15 protein-coding genes are annotated in these 20,394 nt (G+C 72.0%); 3 read left to right on the top strand and 12 right to left on the bottom strand.

Features of this window, described 5'->3' with window-relative positions:
* Positions 1-104: 104 nt before the first annotated feature.
* The 3 genes from RWE79_RS28705 to RWE79_RS28695 all read right to left on the bottom strand — a co-directional run bounded on the left by RWE79_RS28705 (position 105) and on the right by RWE79_RS28695 (position 5,421).
* On the bottom strand, positions 105-1,562 hold the full coding sequence (locus RWE79_RS28705) for an aldehyde dehydrogenase family protein (RefSeq protein WP_475942961.1): 1,458 nt from the start codon (positions 1,560-1,562) through the stop codon (positions 105-107).
* 114 nt (positions 1,563-1,676) lie between these two features.
* Entirely contained in the window at positions 1,677-3,203 is a 1,527-nt protein-coding gene (locus tag RWE79_RS28700; protein ID WP_475946170.1) for a PucR family transcriptional regulator, read from the bottom strand.
* 106 nt (positions 3,204-3,309) lie between these two features.
* Entirely contained in the window at positions 3,310-5,421 is a 2,112-nt protein-coding gene (locus RWE79_RS28695) for an ATP-binding protein (RefSeq protein ID WP_475942960.1), read from the bottom strand.
* Positions 5,422-5,594: 173 nt separating this feature from the next.
* On the opposite strand from RWE79_RS28695, the gene gabT reads away from it, so the two are divergent.
* Both gabT and RWE79_RS28685 read left to right on the top strand, forming a co-directional pair.
* The gene (gabT, locus tag RWE79_RS28690) at positions 5,595-6,926 is read left to right on the top strand and encodes a 4-aminobutyrate--2-oxoglutarate transaminase (RefSeq protein WP_475942959.1); all 1,332 of its coding nucleotides are present in this window, start codon (positions 5,595-5,597) and stop codon (positions 6,924-6,926) included.
* A gap of 162 nt (positions 6,927-7,088) precedes the next feature.
* Positions 7,089-7,889: a phosphatase PAP2 family protein gene (locus RWE79_RS28685; RefSeq protein ID WP_475942958.1), complete on the top strand. Its 801-nt coding sequence runs from the start codon at positions 7,089-7,091 to the stop codon at positions 7,887-7,889.
* Here the strand turns inward: RWE79_RS28685 and RWE79_RS28680 are convergent.
* The 8 genes from RWE79_RS28680 to RWE79_RS28645 all read right to left on the bottom strand — a co-directional run bounded on the left by RWE79_RS28680 (position 7,861) and on the right by RWE79_RS28645 (position 17,241).
* On the bottom strand, positions 7,861-9,366 hold the full coding sequence (locus RWE79_RS28680) for a CoA-acylating methylmalonate-semialdehyde dehydrogenase (RefSeq protein ID WP_475942957.1): 1,506 nt from the start codon (positions 9,364-9,366) through the stop codon (positions 7,861-7,863). The two genes, RWE79_RS28685 and RWE79_RS28680, sit on opposite strands and share 29 nt — an antisense overlap.
* A 90-nt stretch (positions 9,367-9,456) precedes the next feature.
* Positions 9,457-9,939 carry a hypothetical protein gene (locus RWE79_RS28675; protein WP_475942956.1) on the bottom strand — a complete coding sequence of 161 codons (483 nt, stop codon included), beginning with the start codon at positions 9,937-9,939 and terminating at the stop codon, positions 9,457-9,459.
* Positions 9,940-10,091: 152 nt separating this feature from the next.
* Positions 10,092-11,486 (bottom strand): NAD(P)/FAD-dependent oxidoreductase, encoded by a 1,395-nt coding sequence (locus RWE79_RS28670; protein ID WP_475942955.1) that lies wholly within the window; start codon positions 11,484-11,486, stop codon positions 10,092-10,094.
* Between the two features lie 81 nt (positions 11,487-11,567).
* Positions 11,568-12,377, bottom strand: a complete 810-nt coding sequence (locus tag RWE79_RS28665; protein WP_475942954.1) for an ABC transporter permease — start codon at positions 12,375-12,377, stop codon at positions 11,568-11,570.
* Positions 12,377-13,312 (bottom strand): ABC transporter permease, encoded by a 936-nt coding sequence (locus tag RWE79_RS28660; protein WP_475942953.1) that lies wholly within the window; start codon positions 13,310-13,312, stop codon positions 12,377-12,379. Before RWE79_RS28660 ends, RWE79_RS28665 begins: the two co-directional genes overlap by 1 nt.
* Entirely contained in the window at positions 13,312-14,490 is a 1,179-nt protein-coding gene (locus RWE79_RS28655; protein ID WP_475942952.1) for an ABC transporter ATP-binding protein, read from the bottom strand. Before RWE79_RS28655 ends, RWE79_RS28660 begins: the two co-directional genes overlap by 1 nt.
* A 16-nt stretch (positions 14,491-14,506) precedes the next feature.
* Positions 14,507-15,736, bottom strand: coding sequence for a polyamine ABC transporter substrate-binding protein (locus tag RWE79_RS28650; RefSeq protein ID WP_475942951.1), 1,230 nt, complete (start codon positions 15,734-15,736; stop codon positions 14,507-14,509).
* Between the two features lie 20 nt (positions 15,737-15,756).
* A complete protein-coding gene (locus RWE79_RS28645; protein ID WP_475942950.1) occupies positions 15,757-17,241 on the bottom strand; it encodes a gamma-aminobutyraldehyde dehydrogenase in 1,485 nt (494 codons plus the stop codon).
* Positions 17,242-17,499: 258 nt separating this feature from the next.
* Here RWE79_RS28645 and RWE79_RS28640 point away from each other — a divergent pair, with 258 nt between their 5' ends.
* Positions 17,500-19,149 carry a PucR family transcriptional regulator gene (locus tag RWE79_RS28640; RefSeq protein ID WP_475942949.1) on the top strand — a complete coding sequence of 550 codons (1,650 nt, stop codon included), beginning with the start codon at positions 17,500-17,502 and terminating at the stop codon, positions 19,147-19,149.
* 27 nt (positions 19,150-19,176) lie between these two features.
* On the opposite strand, the gene RWE79_RS28635 is transcribed toward RWE79_RS28640, so the two are convergent.
* Complete coding sequence (locus RWE79_RS28635) at positions 19,177-20,358, bottom strand: DUF4190 domain-containing protein (RefSeq protein ID WP_475942948.1); 1,182 nt, start codon at positions 20,356-20,358, stop codon at positions 19,177-19,179.
* Positions 20,359-20,394: the final 36 nt, after the last annotated feature.

The raw sequence follows: 20,394 nt of genomic DNA, 5'->3' as shown, positions 1-20,394 counted from the left end.
GGGTCGGGCCACTTTACGTGGTCATGCAGAGGCAGGGGGCGTCAGGAAAGGGCGCGGCCCGGGAGCACCGCACATGCGCCCGGGCCGCTGGAAGGAGTGGTCCGTCAGAGAGCGAGGCCGGTCAGGACCAGCACCCGCTCGTAGGTGTAGTCGTCCATCGCGTACTTCACGCCCTCACGGCCGATGCCGGAGTCCTTGACGCCGCCGTACGGCATCTGGTCGGCGCGGTAGGAGGGCGCGTCGCCGATGATGACACCGCCGACCTCCAGCTCGCGGTGGGCGCGGAAGGCGGTCTGCAGGTCGTGCGTGAACACCCCGCTCTGCAGGCCGAAGCGGGAGTCGTTGACCGCGGCGAACGCCTCGTCGGTGCCGTCCACCCGCTGCAGCGACAGCACCGGGCCGAAGACCTCCTCGGTGGCCACGATCGCGTCGCCCGGCAGCCCGGCCAGCACCGTCGGGGCGTAGGACGCGCCGTCGCGGCTGCCGCCGGTGAGGAGCTTGGCGCCCTTGGCGACCGCGTCGTCCACCCAGGACTCCACGCGGCGCGCGGCGTTGACGTCGACCAGCGGGCCGACGTCGGTCGCGTCGTCGGACGGGTCACCGGTGACCTGGGCGCGGACCTTGGCCACGATCTTCTCGGCGAGGCGGTCGTAGACGCTCGCGTCGGCGATCACGCGCTGGACGGAGATGCAGGACTGGCCGCCCTGGTAGTTGGCGAAGGTGGCGATCCGGGACGCCGCCCACTCCAGGTCCTCCTCGGAGGACCAGTCGGCGAGCACGACCGCCGCCGCGTTCCCGCCCAGCTCCAGGGTGACGTGCTTGCGCGGCACCGAGTCCAGGATCTGGTAGCCGACCTTGTCGGAGCCGGTGAACGAGATCACCGGCAGCCGCTTGTCCTGTACGAGGTCCGGCATCCGGTCGTTGGGAACCGGCAGCACGCTCCACGCACCCTCCGGCAGCCCCTCGGTCTCCGCGAGGATCTCCCCGAGCACGAGCGCGGACAGCGGGGTCGCCGGCGCCGGCTTCAGGATGATCGGCGCGCCGACCGCGATCGCCGGCGCCACCTTGTGGGCGACCAGGTTCAGCGGGAAGTTGAACGGCGCGATGCCCAGCACGCTGCCGCGCGGGAACCGGCGGGTCAGCGCCAGCCGCCCCACCCCGCCCGCGTCGGTGTCCAGCCGCTGCGCCTCACCGCTGTTGAAGCGCCGGGCCTCCTCCGAGGCCCACCGGAACACCGACACCGCACGCGCGACCTCGCCGCGCGCCCACTTCACCGGCTTGCCGTTCTCCGCGCTGATCAGCCGCGCGATCTCCTCCGTACGCTCCCCCAGCCGCTTCGCGACGTGGTCCAGCGCCGCCGACCGCACATGCGCGGGCGTCGCGGCGAACGCCGCCTCGGCGGCATGCGCGGCCGCGACGGCCTGCTCCAGCTGCTCGGCGGTGGGCACGGAGACGGTGCCGACGACGCGGCCGTCCCAGGCGTTCGTGACGTCGAAGCTCTCATCGCCGGTGGCCTTGCGGCCGGCGAGCCAGAAACCTGTGGTGGCGGTGGGGGTGCTCATGCGACCACGGTAGGGCGGGGCGGCCCGCGTCGCGTTTGTCCAGGGCGTAGTACGCGACGGCCGGTGTGCTCCGTTCCGGAGTGTCTGCCCGGTTACCCGTCGGCGCCTGTCCGGTCAGCCGGAGGCCTTCAGGGCCAGCCACAGCTCCATCCGTACGTCCGGGTCGTCCAGGGAGCGGCCGAGGATCTCCTCGACCCGGCGCATCCGGTAGCGCAGCGTGTGGCGGTGCACGCCGAGGTCGGCCGCCGCGGCGTCCCACTGGCCGTGCCGGGACAGCCAGGCGTGCAGGGAGGCGACGAGGTCGCCCCGGGCGTGGGCGTCGTGGTCGCGCAGCGGGTGCAGCAGGCCGTCGGCGAAGGCGTGGACGGCCTCGTCGGAGAGCAGGGGCAGTACGGAGCCGGCGCCGACCTCGTCGTGCTCGACGAGGGCGCGGCCGCGCCGCCGGGCGACGGCGAGGGCGCGCTCGGCCTGGGCGTGCGCGACGGGGACGCCGGCCGGTCCGGGGGCGGTGCCGGACAGGCCGGCGGCCAGCGCGTCGTCGGCCTCGGCGAAACCGGCCGAGGCCGGGAGGACCGCCCCCGCCTCGCAGGCCAGGACGGTGAGACGGTCGCCGTCGCGGACGGCGAGGACGGGCTCGGCGGCACGGGCGGCCGCCGCGTCGACCCGTTCGGCGAGGAGGGTGACCGCGTCGGAGTCCCCCTCGGCGACCAGCAGCCGTACCGGCATGTCGAGGAGGTCGCCGTACATCCGCCCGGCCACCGACCTGGCATGCTCCGGCTCGCCCGCGAGCAGCATGCGCAGCAGCGCCGAGCCGAGCCGCTGCTCGGTGTCCTGGAGGACGCGGGACTGCTCCAGGGAGAGGGTGAGCAGGGCGACGGCGGCGTGCACGATGTAGCGGGCCGGGGTGCCGAGCCGTTCCTCGGTGCCGACGGCGAGGTAGCCGCGCGGCCGGCGCCCGGTGCCGAGGGACTGCAGTTCGACGCGGTCCTCGGTGCCGGCCATACCGGCGACCGCCGCGCTGGCCGGCGCCGGCTTGTCCCGCAGCCGGTCGATCTCCCCGGAGAGCCGGGCCGCCCGCCGGGCCGCCCAGTCCGGCGCCGACGCCAGCACCGCGCCGGAGGCGTCGTACAGCGCCGCCCAGCCGTTCAGATGGGCCGCCAGCCGGCCGAGCAGGGCGGTGGTGCCGTCCGGGGCCAGCGCTGCCCGGGTCAGGTCGCGCTGCGCCTCGAACCCGGCGGTCACCTCCCGGTACGTCTCGGCGGCGATCGCGGCCGAGACCGCCTTGCTGATCGCGATGAACGGGGTCCGTCTCGGCACCTCGATGAGCGGCAGGCCGTGTTCGGCCGCCGCGTCGACCAGCGCCCGCGGTACGGCGTCGTGGCTGACGCCCACCCCGAAGCCCAGGCCCACCACCCCGGCGTCCGCGAGCCGGCGTACGTACGCGCTCAGGGCCGCCGGATCGCCGACCTCCAGCTTCAGCCCGGTCGTCAGCAGCAGCTCCCCGCCTTCGAGATACGGCGCCGGGTCGTCCAGTTCGCTGGTGTGGACCCATCGCACGGGTGCGTCCAGCCGCTCGCCCGCGGCGAGAACGGTCAGCTTCAGGGCCGGGGTGCGGATCAGTGAGGCGAGGGTGGGCGGCACGGCGTTTTTCTCCAGGTTGGAGTGGATCTGTGCTCGATTCTGCCTCACCGTACAGGCGTCGGTCCTCTGGCGGTGCCGGTCCGTGCCGGATCGCGCCCGGGCACGGTCAGCCCCGCAGGTCCACCAGGACCGGCGGGGCGTGTTCGCCGTCCGTCATGGTCAGCGACAGCACCGCGTGCCCGGCGGGCACCGCGTGGGCCAGGTCGGAGGCGGACCAGCGTTCCCGCTCGACCTTGCGCACGGTGACCGACTCGGTGGTGACCGCCTCGCCGGTGAAGAGCTTGCGGACGCCCCGGGTGAGGCGGCGCAGCAGCCCGCCGGACTGATCCGGCGTGCGCGTGACGTCGCGGGCCTCGACCCAGGTGGTGCCCCAGGCCTCGGCGAAGCGCTTGCCGTCCCAGGTGGTGATCCCGGAGAAGGCCATGAGGCAGCCGGTGGCACCCAGCAGCGCGGTGCGCAGGGCCTCGGGGACGTCGTCCAGGGTGCGCAGCGTCAGCACGGCGCCGGCGTTGGCGGAGCGGAGCCGCTGGAGGCCGCGCACCGCCTCCGCCGAGACGGTGTGGGCGGCGTCGTCGAGGACCAGGCAGGCGAAGCGGGAGCGGTCGGCCCGGCCGGTGACGGCGGCCGTGAAGTGGGCGAGGACCAGCCGGGCGAGGATCCGGGAGGCCTCGGCGTGGCCGCGGTTGGGCAGGTCGATACGGACCCGCAGGGGATGCTCCAGGGTCCGCAGGGAGAAGGGACGGGTGCGCCCGGTGACGTCGAAGAACCCGGCGAACGCCTGCCGGTCCAGGAGGGCGATCCGATCGGCGAGCAGGGTGCCGATGTCGCCGGGGCGGCCGGACTGCCGCTCGCGGGCGTCCAGTTCACGGGCCTGGCCGTGGGCACCGGCCGCGTCCAGCGCGTCGCGCAGCGCGGCGTAGCCGGTGGGGCTGCCGTCGAGCAGTTCGCGCAGCTCGGTGACGGAGGGGTAGCGGCCGTACGCGGCCCGGTAGGGGCCGAGGAGCTGACCGAGGGCGGTGGCGGCGCGGCGGGAGTCGGATTCGCCGGCCTGGCCGTCGGCGCCGCCGACGAGGGCCTCGGCGAGCATCGCCGCCGCCTCGTCGGGGTCGCTGGTGCCGCCGTACAGGTCGAGGTCGTACGCGGAGGTGGGGTCGCCCAGCGCGATGACCACGTCGTAGGAGTCGGCCGGACCCAGGTCCGTACCGGCCGCCGCGACGGTGACGACGGCAGCCGTGCCGGACAGGGCCTGCAGGCCGAGCGACTCGGCGACCGGCCGCACGACATGCCGGGTCTTGCCGGAGCCGGCCGGGCCGACGGCGAGCAGCCCGGTCCCGAGCAGCCCCGGGTCCAGGGCCAGGGCCGCGCCCCGGTGCTGGTAGGGGTTGCGTTCGTCGTCGAGGGCGAGGCCGATCCGCACCTGGGAGGCGAGCAGGTCGTGCCGGGCGCTGCGGACCGGCAGGTCACGGGCGCCGGAGGGGTGGGCGAAGGCCGCGGCGCCCTGCCTCAGGACGGCGTCGGTGAAGGCCTCCGCCGGTACGCCCCGCCAGGCGCGGCGCAGCCGCGTGTAGTCGACGTCGCCGAGCCGCCCGGCCCGGATCTCGGCGGCGAGCCGGTCGGCGGCGGCCCCCTGCCCGGCCGCCCGCAGCTCGGGCCACTCGACGGGGTCCTCCTCCAGCGCGGCCGCGCTCTCGTGCGGCGCGGGGTCGGTGACGGCCCGGCGCAGGAGGGGGGTGAGGTAGCGGCGGATGACCTCGGGCCAGTTGCCGAGGCGGCCGAAGATCCACGCGAGGAGCGCGGTGAACAGAACGTAGTAGATGTCGAAGGCGGCGGGGGGCGGCAGCGACCCGTTGGGCATCGCGACGTACCAGGAGTCGGGCGTGAACCAGAACACCGGCTTGGTCCAGAAGGTGATGTAGCCGTTCCAGCACAGCGACCACACGAGCAGTCCGAGCAGCAGCGTGCCGAGCGCTCCGCCCACCAGGCGGCGGCCCGGGAGGCGGTCGGGGTCGCGGGGCGGGCGGGGGTCGTGGCCGTAGGCGAAGATGCCGGGGGCGGGGCGGCGGCGGGGGGTGCGCAGCCAGGTCTCCATCGGGCTCGCGGGTGCCGCCTGCGGCCTGGGGGGCGGGCCGGCGGGCCGGGGGAGCATGGGGGGCGGTGGGCCCGCGGGCATGGGTGGTGGTGTGGTCCCGCGCGACTCGTACGTGCCGTCGACGTCCATTCGCCCGCTGCCCCTCGCATTCGTGCCCTCACGCGCCGACACTCAATGTAGTGGACCTGTCCGCCGCGTCGAAGACGGCGTCACCACTGCGCCCTATCGGAGTGTGCGGGCCCGGAGGGCGTCCGCTTAGCCTGCGGGAAAAGCCCACGGCACGAAGAAGGAGTACGACCGCCATGAGCGAACTGGCCCAGGAGCGCCGACTCGTCACGTCCATTCCCGGTCCGAAGTCGCAGGAGCTGCTGGCCCGCAAGTCGGCGGCGGTCGCGAACGGCGTCGGCGTGACGCTGCCGGTGTTCGTCACGCGCGCCGGTGGCGGCGTGCTGGAGGACGTGGACGGCAACTCGCTGATCGACTTCGGCTCCGGCATCGCCGTGACCTCGGTCGGCAACAGCGCGGCGGCGGTCGTGCGCCGGGCGTCCGCGCAGCTGGCGGACTTCACCCACACCTGTTTCATGGTGACGCCGTACGAGGAGTACGTGGAGGTCGCCGAGGCGCTGGCCGAGCTGACCCCGGGTGACCACGCCAAGAAGTCGGCGCTGTTCAACTCCGGTGCCGAGGCGGTGGAGAACGCGGTGAAGATCGCCCGCGCGTACACCAAGCGCACGGCGGTGGTGGTCTTCGACCACGGCTACCACGGACGTACGAACCTCACCATGGCGCTCACCGCGAAGAACATGCCGTACAAGGAGGGCTTCGGGCCCTTCGCGCCCGAGGTCTACCGGGTGCCGCTGGCCTATCCCTACCGCTGGCCCACCGGCGCCGAGAACTGCGCCGAGGAGGCCGCCGCACAGGCGATCGACCAGATCGACAAGCAGATCGGCGCGCACAATGTGGCGGCGATCGTGATCGAGCCCATCGCGGGCGAGGGCGGCTTCATCGAGCCGGCGAAGGGCTTCCTGCCCCGGATCGCGGAGTTCGCGAAGGAGAACGGCATCGTCTTCGTCGCGGACGAGATCCAGACCGGCTTCTGCCGCACCGGCCAGTGGTTCGCCTGTGAGGACGAGGGCATCGTCCCGGATCTGATCACCACCGCCAAGGGCATCGCGGGCGGTCTGCCGCTGGCCGCGGTCACCGGGCGGGCCGAGATCATGGACGCCGCGCACCCCGGCGGCCTGGGCGGCACCTACGGCGGAAACCCGGTGGCCTGCGCGGGCGCGCTGGGCGCGATCGAGACCATGAAGGAGCTGGACCTGCCCGCGAAGGCGCGGCGGATCGGCGAGATCATGCTCGGCCGGCTGGCCGCGATGCGGGAGAAGTTCGACATCATCGGCGAGGTACGCGGCCGTGGCGCGATGATCGCGATCGAGCTGGTCGAGCCCGGCACCAGGACGCCGGACGCGGCCGCCGCGGGCGCGCTCGCCAAGGCCTGCCACGCCGAGGGGCTCGTGGTGCTGACGGCGGGTACGTACGGCAACGTCCTGCGCTTCCTGCCGCCCCTGGTGATCGGCGAGGACCTGCTCGAAGAGGGCCTCGACATCATCGAGCAGGCCTTCAGCCGCCTGTGACCCCGACCGTGACTGTGAGTGATTCTCAGGCTCGGTGAAGAAGGTGTGCGGGCCTGATGGCGGGAGGGTGCACACCCTCCCGGGGGTCACTTTGGTGACGTACGGTTTCGGCAGATGGAAGAAACACCCCGTCTGCGGAAGTCCGCAGGCGACACTTTGCCGGTGACTCCCCATCACCGGTGCAGCAGCGCACTCGCGCACAGCAACGCCGAAGCCGCAAGCCTCGGCACTCCTCGCCGATCGGTCGGCCGTTCGTCCCAAACCCCCCGGGACGAACGGTGCGGCGATCGCTCTGGCCGCCCCGGAACTCTCCCCCCTGTTCCGGGGCGGCTGACTTTTCCGCTGCTCCTGGCCCTGCTCCAGACCGGGCTCTTCGCCCTTCTCACCTGGCAGGAGGCGGTACGCGGCCCGCTGCTGGCCCTCGACCCCCCGCTGCGCCGCGCGATCGCCGGGGCGTCCGTACGGCCGGCCGGCTCGGACCTGGGCCGGTTCCTGTCGGACCTGGGCAATCCGCAGGTGGCCCTGCCCGTACTGGCGTCGGCCGTGGCCTTCGCCTGGTGGCGCGGACGGCGGGAACGGCGCGGACGGCACCTGCGGCGCCTGATCGCGTACACGCTGCCGATGGCGGTGATACCGCTGGTCGTCACCCCGCTCAAGGCCGCGGTCGGCCGCGGCGGCCCGGGCTCCCTCACCCTCGCCCCGGGCTACCCGGGGCTCTTTCCCTCCGGTCACACCGCCATGGCCACCCTGGCGTACGGCGGCGCCGCCCTGCTGGTGCTGCCCTTCGTACGACGCGCGGCGGCACGGCGGCTGCTGGTCGCTGCCGCCGTGCCGCTGGTACTCGCGGTGGGCGTCGCCCTGGTGTACTGCGGCTACCACTGGCCGCTGGACGTGGTGGGGAGCTGGCTGCTGTGCGGCGCCCTGCTCACCGGGGTCAGCTGTTGGTCGGGAACCCGAGGTTGATGCCGCCGTGGCTCGGGTCCAGCCAGCGCTGGGTGACGGCCTTGCCACGGGTGAAGAAGTGGACGCCGTCGGGGCCGTAGGCGTGGCTGTCGCCGAAGAGCGAGGCCTTCCAGCCGCCGAAGGAGTAGTAGGCCACCGGCACCGGGATCGGGACGTTGATGCCGACCATGCCGACCTCGACCTCGTGCTGGAAGCGGCGGGCGGCGCCGCCGTCGTTGGTGAACAGCGCGGTGCCGTTGCCGTAGGGGTTGGAGTTGATGAGCTCCAGGCCCTCGTCGTAGGAGGAGACGCGGACCACGGACAGCACCGGGCCGAAGATCTCGTCGTTGTAGATGGACTGGCCGGGCTTGACGTTGTCGAAGAGGGTCGGGCCGAGCCAGAAGCCGTCGGCGGTGCCCTCACCCGAAATGGGGTGCTTACGGCCGTCGATGACCAGCTCGGCGCCGTCGGCGACGCCCGCGTCGAGGTAGGAGGTGACCTTGTCGCGGTGGACGCCGGTGACCAGCGGGCCCATCTCGGAGTCGCCGTTGCAGCCGGGGCCGACCTTCAGGGTGGCGACCCGCTCCTTGATCTTCTCGACCAGCTCGTCGCCGACCGGGTCGACGGCCACCAGCACCGAGACGGCCATGCAGCGCTCGCCGGCCGCGCCGAAACCGGCGTTGACGGCGGCGTCGGCGGCCAGGTCCAGATCGGCGTCGGGCAGGACCAGCATGTGGTTCTTGGCGCCGCCCAGCGCCTGGACCCGCTTGCCGTACCTGGTGCCCGTCTCGTAGACGTAACGGGCGATCGGGGTCGAGCCGACGAAGGAGACGGACTTGACGTCCGGGTGCTCCAGGATGCGGTCGACGGCGACCTTGTCACCGTGCACGACGTTGAAGACGCCGTCCGGCAGCCCGGCCTGCTTCCACAACTCGGCGAGGAAGTTGGCGGCGGAGGGGTCCTTCTCGGAGGGCTTGAGGACCACCGTGTTGCCCGCGGCGATGGCGATGGGGAAGAACCACATCGGCACCATGGCCGGGAAGTTGAACGGCGAGATGATGCCGACGACACCGAGCGGCTGGCGGATCGAGTAGACGTCGATGCCGGTGGAGGCCTGCTCGGTGAAGCCGCCCTTGATGAGCTGCGGGATGCCGCAGGCGTACTCCACGACCTCGATGCCGCGGGCGATCTCGCCGAGCGCGTCGGAGTGCACCTTGCCGTGCTCGGAGACGAGGATCGAGGCGAGTTCGTCGCGCTTGCCGTTGAGCAGCTCGCGGAAGGCGAAGAGCACCTGGGTGCGCTTGGCGATCGACGCGTCGCGCCAGCTCCTGAACGCGGCGGCGGCGGCGCCGACCGCCTGGTCGACCTCCGCGATGGAGGCGAAGTCCACCTGACCGGTCACCGCGCCGGTCGCCGGGTCGTACACGTCGCCACGGCGCTCGGCGGTGCCGGTCCACGTCTGTCCGGCGATCCAGTGCGTGATGTGCTTGTCGGTCACGGCAGACCTTCCTCTCTTAGCCTGCCGCCAGTCTTGCCAGCCCCGCCAGGACCGACAAGCACCAATGTGTCGGCGGTGTCCGCGATGCCTTTACGGTGTGTCGGGGGCGGGACCCGGGGCGCTCCGATCACCGGCGAGGGTGGCCGCCGCCTCGTGCATGGCCAGCTCCAGCAGCACCGGGTCCGTGAGGTGCCCGGTGCCGTCCGGCGGGACCAGCCAGCGCACGCCGCCGGTGGCCCGGCCGGGGTACGGCACGACGATCCAGGTCCCGGGCCCGGCCGTGCGGACCCCGGTGCCGATCCAGCGGGCCGCGGTGCCCGGCGGCACGAAGAAGCCCATCCGGGAGTCGCCGAAGTCGGCGAGCACCGGGCCCGGCCGGTCCAGCATGCGGGTGAGGACGTCCAGGGTGGGATAGCCCAGCTCACCCGTGAGGATCAGCACGTCCCAGAGCCGGCCGGCGGGCAGCAGCGTCACCCCGAGGGGGTTGCGCTCCCACTCCCACCGGCACGTCCCGGGATCGGGTGCCACGGAAACCAGCCACTCGACCGCACTCCTCGCACCGGCTGCGACCATGCCGGTACCTCCGATCATCCGTGTCCCATCGTTTGCTCTCACACGGAGGAGAGGGGGCCGGTCCCGGATCATTACGCGGATTCGCGCGACTGATCGGCATTGACACGGATCCCGGGTCTCACAGGTCTCACAGGTCTCACAGGTCTCACGGTTCAGCTGTCGAAGCCCAGGCCCACCCGGTCCATGGTCCGCAGCCACAGGTTGCGCCGTCCGGCGCGGCGGTCGGCCCGGGCCAGGGACCACTTGGTCAGACCGATTCCGGCCCACGCGAACGGCTCCGGCGGGAAGGGCAGCGGCTTGGTCCGTACCATCTCCAGCTCGGTGCGTTCGGTACGCTCCCCCGCCAGCAGGTCGAGCATCACCTCGGCGCCGAAGCGGGTGGCCCCGACCCCCAGGCCCGTGTACCCCGCCGCATAGGCGACCCGGCCGGCGTGGGCGGTGCCGAAGAAGGCGGAGAAACGGGAGCAGGTGTCGATGGCGCCGCCCCAGGCGTGGCTGAACCGCAGGCCCTCCAGCTGCGGGAAGCAGCGGAAGAAGTGCCGGGCCAGCGTCAGGTTGGTCTCGGGGCGCTGGTCGCGGTCGGCGGACAGCCGTCCCCCGTAGGGGTAGACGGCGTCGTAGCCGCCCCACAGGATCCGGTTGTCGGTGGTGAGCCGGAAGTAGTGGAACTGGTTGGCGGAGTCGCCCAGCCCCTGCCGGTTCTTCCAGCCGACCGAGGCGAGCTGGTCCTGGCTGAGCGGCTCGGTCATCAGCGCGTAGTCGTAGACCGGGACGACGTACGGGCGTACCCGCCTGACCAGCGACGGGAAGACGTTGGTGCCGAGCGCGACCCGGCGGGCGAAGACCCGGCCGTACGGGGTGCGCACGGCCATGCCGCCGCCGTTCGCGGCGAGGGCGGTGGCGGGGGTGTGCTCGTAGATCCGCACCCCCAGGCCGACGGCCGCCCGCTTGAGGCCCCAGGCGAGCTTGGCGGGGTGCAGCATGGCGACGCCGTCGCGGTCGTACAGGCCGCCGGCGAAGGTGGGCGAGTCGACCTCGGCGCGGACCTGGTCGCGGTCGAGGTATTCGAGGGAGACGCCGTGCTCGGCGGCTTCCGCGGCCGCGGCGCGCAGCTCGTCGGCCTGGTAGGGCTCGGTGGCGACGTCGATCTCACCGGTGCGTTCGAAGTCGCAGTCCAGGGAGTAGCGGGCGACCGCCGCCTCGATCTCGTCGAGGTTGCGGTTGCCCAGCTCCTCCAGCCTGTCGAACTCGCCCGGCCAGCGCGCGAGTCCGTTGGCCAGGCCGTGGGTGAGGCTGGCGGCGCAGAACCCGCCGTTGCGGCCCGAGGCGGCCCAGCCGGTCTCCTTGCCCTCGATCAGGACCACGTCCCTGGCGGGGTCGCGCTCCTTGGCGATCAGCGCCGTCCACAGCCCGGTGTAACCGCCGCCCACCACCAGCAGGTCGCAGTGCTCGTCGCCCACGAGCGCCGGCTCGGCCTGCGGTTTGCCGGGGTCCTCCAGCCAGAACGGTGTCGGCTGCGCCTCGGCGAGCGAACGGGCCGGATCCATGGGGCACCTTCTTCTGCGTCTTACTGGGTCTTACTGGGTCTTACTGGGTCTTACTGGGTCCTGCTGGTGCTGGTGCTGGTGCTACGTACGGACCTTGCGCCTGCGGCTCAGCAGCTGCCCGACGACCACGCACAGCACCGCCACCAGGAACATGAGCGTGCCGATGACGTTCACCTGGACCGGGAGGCCCTTCTGCGCGGCGCCCCAGACGAACATCGGGAAGGTCACGGTCGAGGGGCCGGCGTTGAACTGGGTGATGATGAAGTCGTCGATGGAGATGGCGAAGCTCAGCAGCGCTCCGGCCGCGATGCCGGGGGCGGCGATCGGCAGGGTGACGCGCAGGAAGGTCTGCGTCGGGGTGGCGTAGAGGTCCTGGGCGGCCTGCTCCAGCCTCGGGTCCATGCTCATGACGCGTGCCTTGACCGCCGTGACGACGAAGCTCAGGCAGAACATGATGTGCGCGATGAGGATGGTCCAGAAGCCGAACTGGATGCGCATGTTGAGGAAGAGCGTGCCGAGCGAGGCGCCCATGACGATCTCGGGCATCGCCATCGGCAGCCAGATCAGACCGGTGACCGGGGCCCGGCCCCGGAAGCGGTGGCGGGCGAGCGCGAACGCGACCATCGTGCCCAGCACCGTGGCGCCGATGGTGGCGAGGACGGCGATCCGGAGGGACAGGGACACCGAGGTGCACATGTCGCCGACATCGCAGGGATGGGTCCAGGCGTCGAGCGAGAAGTGGTTCCAGGAGTAGTTGAAGCGTCCCTTGGGCTGGTTGAAGGAGAAGATCAGGACGATCACGTTGGGGATCGTCATGTAGAACAGCGCGGCGGCGGCCGCGAAGACGACGAGGTGGCGCCGAATCCAGTTGAGCCATTTCGAAGCGGTCATCAGACCAGTTCCTCCGTCCCCGCCTTGCGGATGTAGACGGACACGATCACCAGGATCACGGCCATGAGCAGGAAGGACAGCGCGGCGGCCGTCGGGTAGTCGAGCACCGTCAGGAACTTCGACTGGATCACGTTGCCGATCATCTGCTCGCTGGGGCTGCCCAGCAGTTCGGCGTTGATGTAGTCGCCGGAGGCCGGGATGAAGGTGAGCAGCGTCCCGGCGACGACGCCCGGCAGCGAGATCGGGAAGGTGACCTTGCGGAAGGTCGTGAAGGGCCGGGCGTACAGATCGCCCGCCGCTTCGTGGAGCCGGGGGTCGATGCGCTCCAGCGAGGAGTACAGCGGAAGGATCATGAAGGGCAGGAAGTTGTACGTCAGACCGCAGACCACCGCGAGCGGGGTGGCCAGCACCCGGTCGCCCGAGGTGAGGCCGATGGCGGCGGTGGCGTTCAGGATGTGCAGCTTGTCCAGGACGGAGACCACGATGCCGTCGTCGGCGAGGATGGTCTTCCAGGCCAGCGTGCGGATCAGGAAGCTGGTGAAGAAGGGCGCGATGACCATCACCAGCAGGACGTTGCGCCAGCGGCCGGCCTTGAAGGCGATGGTGTAGGCGAGCGGGTAGCCGATCGCCAGGCACAGCACGGTGGCGATGCCCGCGTAGATCAACGACCGCAGGTAGAAGAGGTCGTACTCCTTGAACGCGTCCCAGTACGTCGCGAAGTGCCAGGTGACCCGGTAGCCGGTCTCCAGGGAGCCGGTCTGCACGGACGTGGACGCCTGGTAGACCATCGGCGCGACGAAGAAGACCAGCAGCCACAGGATGCCGGGGAGCAGCAGCCAGTACGGGACGAGCTTGCGGCGGCGGGCGGCGCGGCCGGGCGGGAGCGGTGGGGTCTGTGCCGGGGCTCCGGCCGGCGCGGTGGATATCGCGGCCATTATTCGGTGACCTCCCCCGCGTCGATGTCCTGGGCGGCGTCCAGGCCGAAGGTGTGGGCGGGGTTCCAGTGCAGGACGACCTCGGTGCCCGGGACCAGGCGGGTGTCGCGTTCGACGTTCTGCGAGAAGACCGCGAGTTCGGGACACCAGGGGCTGTTGACCACGAACTGGGTGGAGACGCCGATGAAGCTGGCGTCGGTGATCCGCCCGGTGATGCGGTTGCGGCCGTCGGGGACGGTCGCGGCGTCGTCGGCGTGGGCGATGGAGATCTTCTCCGGCCTTACGCCGGCCAGCAGTTTGTCGCCGGTGCCGGCGGTGGCGGCGCTGCGCGAGCGGGGCAGGGTGAGGCGGCTGTCGCCGACGCTGAGCAGCAGGTCGTCGCCGGAGGTGCCGGAGACGGTGGCCTCGATCAGGTTGGACTGGCCGAGGAAGTTGGCGACGAAGGTCGAGCCGGGGTTCTCGTACAGGTCGGCGGGGGCGCCGAGTTGCTCGATGCGTCCGGCGTTCATCACCGCGATGGTGTCGGCCATCGTCATGGCCTCCTCCTGGTCGTGCGTGACGTGCACGAAGGTGATGCCGACCTCGGTCTGGATGCGCTTGAGTTCCAGCTGCATCTGGCGGCGCAGCTTGAGGTCGAGGGCGCCCAGCGGCTCGTCGAGCAGCAGCACCTGCGGGTGGTTGATCAGGGCGCGGGCGACGGCGACGCGCTGCTGCTGGCCGCCGGAGAGCTGCTGCGGTTTGCGGCGGGCGAGGTGGCCGAGCTCGACCAGTTCGAGCATCTCCTCGACCTGCTTCTTGACGGACTTGATGCCGCGGCGGCGCAGGCCGAAGGCGACGTTCTCGTAGATGTCGAGGTGCGGGAAGAGCGCGTAGTTCTGGAAGACGGTGTTGACCGGGCGTTTGTGCGGCGGGAGCTGGGTGACGTCGAGGTTCCCGATGTGCACGGTGCCGGCGGTGGGTTCCTCCAGGCCCGCGATCATGCGCAGGGTGGTGGTCTTGCCGCAGCCGGACGCGCCGAGGAGGGCGAAGAAGGAGCCCTCGGGGATGGTCAGGTCCAGCGGCCGGACGGCGGTGAAGTCGCCCCAGACCTTGCTGATACCGGTGAGGGTGACGGCTCCGCCGGAGGAGGCGGCGTCCGCCTTCTGCTGCTCGGCGGGGGCGGTGGTCTGCTGGGTCATGGTGGTCAGATCCTTCTCACGCGCCGATGAGCTTGGCGAACTTGGCCTCGAAGGCGGTTTCTTCCTTGGAGCTGAGTGACCGGAAGGCGTGGGCGCCGGCCGCCATCGCCGCGTCGGGGATGATCAGCGGGTTGTTGGCCACGTCCTTGTCGATCTTGAGCAGCTCCTCCTTCACACCCGCGCAGGGGGTGATGTAGTTGACCCAGGCGGCCAGTTCGGCGGCGACCCGGGGCCGGTAGTACCAGTCCATGAGCAGTTCCGCGTTCCTGCGGTGCTTGGCCTTGGCGGGGACGAGCATGTTGTCGGTCGAGGTGAGGTAGCCCGCCTTGGGGACCACGAACTCGATCTCGGGGTTGTCGACCTGGAGCTGTACCAGGTCGCCGGCCCAGGCCAGGCAGGCGGCGATGTTCCCGGAGGCGAGGCCGTCGGTGTACTCGTTGCCGGTGAACTGGCGTATCTGCTTGTTGTCGACGGCCTTCTGGACCTTGGCCAGGGCGCCGTCGAAGTCGTCGGCGGTGAAGGACTCCGGCTTCTTGCCCATGTCGAGCAGCGTCATGCCGATGGTGTCGCGCATCTCGCTGAGCATGGCGACCCGGCCCTTGAGGTCGGGGTCCTCCAGGAGCTGGGTGATGCTCCCGACCTTCTTGTCCTTGAGGACCTTGGAGTTGTACGCGATGACGGTGGCGATGCCGGCCCAGGGGTAGGAGTGGGCGCGTCCGGGGTCCCAGTCGGGATTGCGGAAACGTTGCTCCAGGTTGCTGTAGGCATGAGGCAGATAGGCCGGGTCCAGCGTCTGGGCCCAGCCGAGGCGGATCATGCGGCCCGCCATCCAGTCGGTGAGCACGACCAGGTCGCGGCCGGTGGACTGGCCGGCGGCGAGCTGCGGCTTGATCTTGGCGAAGAACTCGACGTTGTCGGTGATGTCGTCGGTGTAGTCGACCTTGATGCCGTAGTGCTTCTCGAAGGCCTCAAGGGTCGGGATGTGCTTCTTGTCGTCGCTCTGGTCGATGTAGAGCTGCCAGTTGGAGAAGACCAGGGACTTGTCCTTGTCGGACCGGTCGTCGGTGGTGGTGGCGCCGCTGGTGCCGGTGGCGGCGGGGATGCCGCAGGCGCTCAGCGCCCCGGCGCCGGCCACGGCCAGGCCCGCGCCCAGCAGATGGCGCCGGCTCAGTGCTGCCCGCCCGTTGGTGAGGCTGCGTTCCCACGCTTTGCGGACTGGCTCGGACAGGCCCTCGTACAGGTCCATGGGGATGCGGTCCTCCTGGGTTAGCGGTCGCCGAAGACCGTGCGGTGCCAGTCCTTGCGGGCCACCGCTGTGTTGTCGTACATGACGTGCTTGACCTGGGTGTACTCCTCGAACGAGTACGCCGACATGTCCTTGCCGTAGCCGGAGGCCTTGGCGCCGCCGTGCGGCATCTCACTGATGATCGGGATGTGGTCGTTGATCCAGACGCAGCCCGCCTGGATCTCCCGGGTGGCACGGCCCGCACGGAAGACGTCGCGGGTCCAGGCCGAGGCGGCCAGGCCGTAGGGGGTGTCGTTGGCCAGGGCCAGGCCCTCGTCGTCGGTGTCGAAGGGCAGGACCACCAGCACCGGGCCGAAGATCTCGGACTGGACGATCTCGCTGCCCTGCGCGGCGCCGGTGATCAGGGTCGGCAGGTAGTACGCGCCCGGGGAGTCGGGGGCCGCGCCGCCGGTGACGACGGTGGCGTAGGAGCGGGCTCGCTCCACGAAGGCGGCGACGCGGTCGCGCTGGGCGTGGGAGATGAGCGGGCCGAGATCGGTCCCGGGGTCGAAGGGGTCACCGACGCGGACGGTGGCCATCAGGTCCGCGACCCCGGCCACGAAGGCGTCGTAGAGCGGGCGCTGCACATAGGCCCGGGTCGCCGCCGTGCAGTCCTGGCCGGTGTTGATCAGTGAGCCGGCGACCGCGCCGTGGACGGCGGCTTCGAGGTCGGCGTCGTCGAAGACCACGAAGGGCGCCTTGCCGCCGAGCTCCAGGTGGAGCCGCTTGACGGTGGCGGTGGCCACCTCGGCGACCCGCTTGCCGACCCCGGTGGAGCCGGTGAAGGAGGTCATGGCCACGTCCGGGTGGCCGACCAGGTGCTCGCCCGCGACCCGTCCGGCGCCGTTGACGATGTTGACGACACCGGCCGGGATGCCCGCCTCGGTGGCGGCCCGGGCGAACATCAGCGAGGTCAGCGGGGTCAGCTCGGCCGGCTTGAGGACGATGGTGTTGCCGGCCGCGATCGCCGGGAGGATCTTCCAGGCGGCCATCTGCAGCGGGTAGTTCCAGGGCGCGATCGAGCCGACGACACCGATCGGCTCGCGGCGCACGTACGAGGTGTGGTCACCGGAGTACTCACCGGCCGCCTTCCCCTCCAGATGGCGGGCGGCACCGGCGAAGAAGGCCGTGTTGTCGACGGTGCCGGGCACGTCGAACTCGGTGGTGAGCCGGAGCGGCTTGCCGCACTGCACCGACTCGACCCGGGCCAGCTCCTCCGCCTGGCCCGCCAGCACACCGGCGAAGCGGTGCATCGCGTCCGAGCGCGCGCCCGGGGTGGCCCCGGCCCAGCCGGGCAGCGCCTCCCTGGCCGCGGCGACGGCGGCGTCCACATCGGCGGTGCCGGCCATCCGGTACTCGTACACCGCCCGGCCGGTGGCGGGGTCGATGACGCGGTGGTCGGCTCCGGACGTGCCCGCACGCAGCTCTCCGGCGATGTACTGGGCCCCGTCGGCGAACTGTTCCATGGTGCTCTCCTAGAGAAATGCCGCCATCCGCGCGATCCCGTGGCCAAAAACCGGATTGGTGGCTGATCCTGGCAGAGTAGCCTGGTCCCAACAAGGGATTCCGTTGTTGCCTTTTGGTTACGCGACGAATTCTGTCTTTCGCTTGCCTTTCGCCTTGGACGATGCCCCAGGCCGCGAAACGCGGCAACCGACACATCGCCAGTCGTGCCGAGAACGGCTTTACACTGTGCTGCACACGCCCCGACCGGAGGTCACGCGTTGTTCCCCACTGTCGCCCAGGTCCTCGACCTCGACGCGCTGAAGCGAGGCGCGCCGCAGGTCGTGGCCGGTTCGGCGGGGCTGGAACGGCCGGTGCGCTGGGTGCACATCAGCGAGCTCGCCGACATCGCCGGCATGCTGCACGGCGGCGAGCTGGTGCTGACCACGGGCGTGATGCTGCCGGAGGACCGCGAGGCGCTGGCCCGCTACATCGACGACCTCGCCGACGTGGACGCGGCCGGGCTCGTCGTCGAGCTGGGGCGGCGCTACACCGACGCGCTCCCCCGCCCCCTGGTCCGGGCCGCCGAGCGGCGCGGACTGCCGCTGGTGGTGCTGCGCACCGAGGTCCGCTTCGTGGCGGTGACCGAGGCGGTCCACGCCCATGTGGTGAACGCCCAGCTCAGCCGGCTGCGGGCCTCCGAGGCCGTCCACCAGACCTTCAACGAGCTGTCCGTCGAGGGAGCCGAGCCCGACGAGGTCGTACGGGAGGTGGCCCGGATGGCCGGCGCGCCCGTGGTGCTGGAGAACCTCTCCCACCAGGTGCTGGCCTTCGACGCCTCCGGCCGCGACGCGCAGGCGCTGCTCGACGGCTGGGAACGGCGGTCACGCGGCGTCTCCCCCGTCGGCCGCACCGGCTACGACCGCCGCACCGGCTGGCTGGTCACCGCGGTCGGCGCCCGGGGCCGCGACTGGGGGCGCCTGATCGTCGTGGGAGAGCCGGGACCGCCGCCGCGCACCGACGAGTCCGCCTCGGGGCCGCACCGCCACACGGTGCTCCTGGAGCGCGGCGCGGCGACGCTGGCCCTGAACCGGCTGCTGGAACGCGACCGCGAGTCCCTGGAACGGCAGACCCACCGCACCCTGCTCTCGGGGATCCTGACGCACGCGCTGACCGTCTCCGATGTCGCGCTGCGCGCCCGGGCCCTCGGGGTGCCCCTGGAGGGGCGGCGCCTGGTCGGCGTCATGCTCCGGCCCCGCGGCGGCCCGGCGTCCGCCGCACTGGAGGCCCAGGCCCGGCTGCGGGACTTCACCGAGACCGCCGCCCTGGCGGTCCGCGAACGCGGCCTCACCGCCCTGACCGGCGCCCTGGACGACGGCGCGGTGGGCGTCCTGGTCTCCCTGGGCCCCTCCGACGACGAGCACGCCGCCCTGGAGGGCTTCGCGGCCGCCCTCGACCGGCTCACCGAGCCCGTCGCCGGCTCCCCCGCCTTCGTCATGGCGGCCGGCTCCTCCGTCGGCTCGCTGCGCGACGCGCGCCGTACGCTCCTGGAGGCCGCCCAGGTCGCCGACGCCGCACTTCACGGCGGCCGCAAGTCCGGCACCTACTACCGGCTCCCCGACGTACGGCTGCGCGGGCTGCTGCACCTGCTGCGCGACGACGCCCGGCTCCAGACCTACGTCGAGCGCGAACTCGGCCCCCTGCTCGCGCACGACGCCGAGCACGGGAGCGACCTCGTCCGGATCCTCAGCGTCTATCTGGACCACGGCCGCAACAAGTCGGCCGCCGCCGACGCCGCCCATCTGTCCCGGCCCTCGTTCTACGACCGGCTGCACCGCGTGGAACGCATCCTCGGGGTCGACCTGGATCAGGTCGAGTCCTGTCTGTCCCTGCATGTCGCGCTGCTCGCGCTGGAGGCCGTACGGCGCTGAGACGGCACCCCAGGTGCCGCCGCCCGGCTAGGCCGCCACTTCCCAGTAGACGTAGTCGTAGGCGTAGGCGGGCGATATCTCCAGCTCCACGGAACCGTCGTCGCCGTCGGGCACGACGACGATGACCGTGGTGCTCGCGGTCTCGCCCGGGGTCAGGCGGCCGGAGAGCCCGGAACCGGTGGTCAGGTCCTGGAGCGGGTCCTCGTCCGCCGCGTCGGCGTAGGCGGTGATCTCGGCGTCCTCCAGCGCGGAGGTGGACGAGTCGCCGTGGTTGACGACGGTGACGGTGAAGGTCAGCGCGGTGCCGCCGTCGGTGAGGTCCTTCAGGGCCGAGCTGGACCGGACGGCGGAGACCGTGATCTCCAGGCCGTCGTCGTAGGTGGCGGTGTCGCCCTCGGCCAGGGGCTCGTCGAAGTCGCCGCCGTCCGCGCTGATGGAGGAGCCCCCGTCGCTCTCCCAGTCGTCGAAGACGCCGGTCATCGCCCCTCCGACGACGAGCGCCAGCATGGCCCCGGCGATGACGACGGCGAAGATGCCCAGGATGAGACCGGTCATCGCCTGCGAGCGATTGGTGGCCTCGCCGCGGTTGGCGACGCGCAGGCCGACGATGCCGAAGATTATGGCGGCGATGCCCACGGGAAGCCCGAGGACCGCCCCGAAGCAGGCGATGGCCAGGACCGCGCCGATGATGCCGAGCACCATCGCCGCGGTGCCGAATCCGTTGCGGGGGGAGGGCGGGGGCCAGCCGGCGTAGCCGTAGTCGTAGCCGTAGGGCGGCACCGGATACCCGGGGTGGCCCGGATAGCCCGGGTGGCCCGGGTGGCCCGGATATGCCGGGTGGCCCTCGGCGCCGGGCGGGGGCATGCCGTAGGGCGGGTACGGCGCGGGCACCGGCGGCGGGTAGGGCGCCCCGGCGCCCGGGAACGGGGGCACGGGAGGCACGGCGTCGGCCGGCGGACCGGCGGGCACGGCGGCGGGCTCGACGAGCGATCCGGCCGGCTCGGCCGGGGGCGCCCACGGGTCGCGCGGTGCGGGCGGGGCAGGCACGGGCACGGGCGCGGGCACGGGCGGCACGGAAGACGCGGACGGCGCGGACGGCGCGGAGGGTTCGGCGGATTCGGCGGATTCGGCCGGCACACCGGCCGGCTCGGCCGGGGGCGCCCACGGGTCGCGCGGTGCGGGGTTGTCGGGCTCGTCGGACTCGGACATCGGCGCCTTCCTCTGCTACGTCGGGCAATGCTATGG

The organism is Streptomyces sp. RLA131, assembly GCF_056270125.1.
This window is presented reverse-complemented; position numbering and strand designations above follow the sequence as displayed.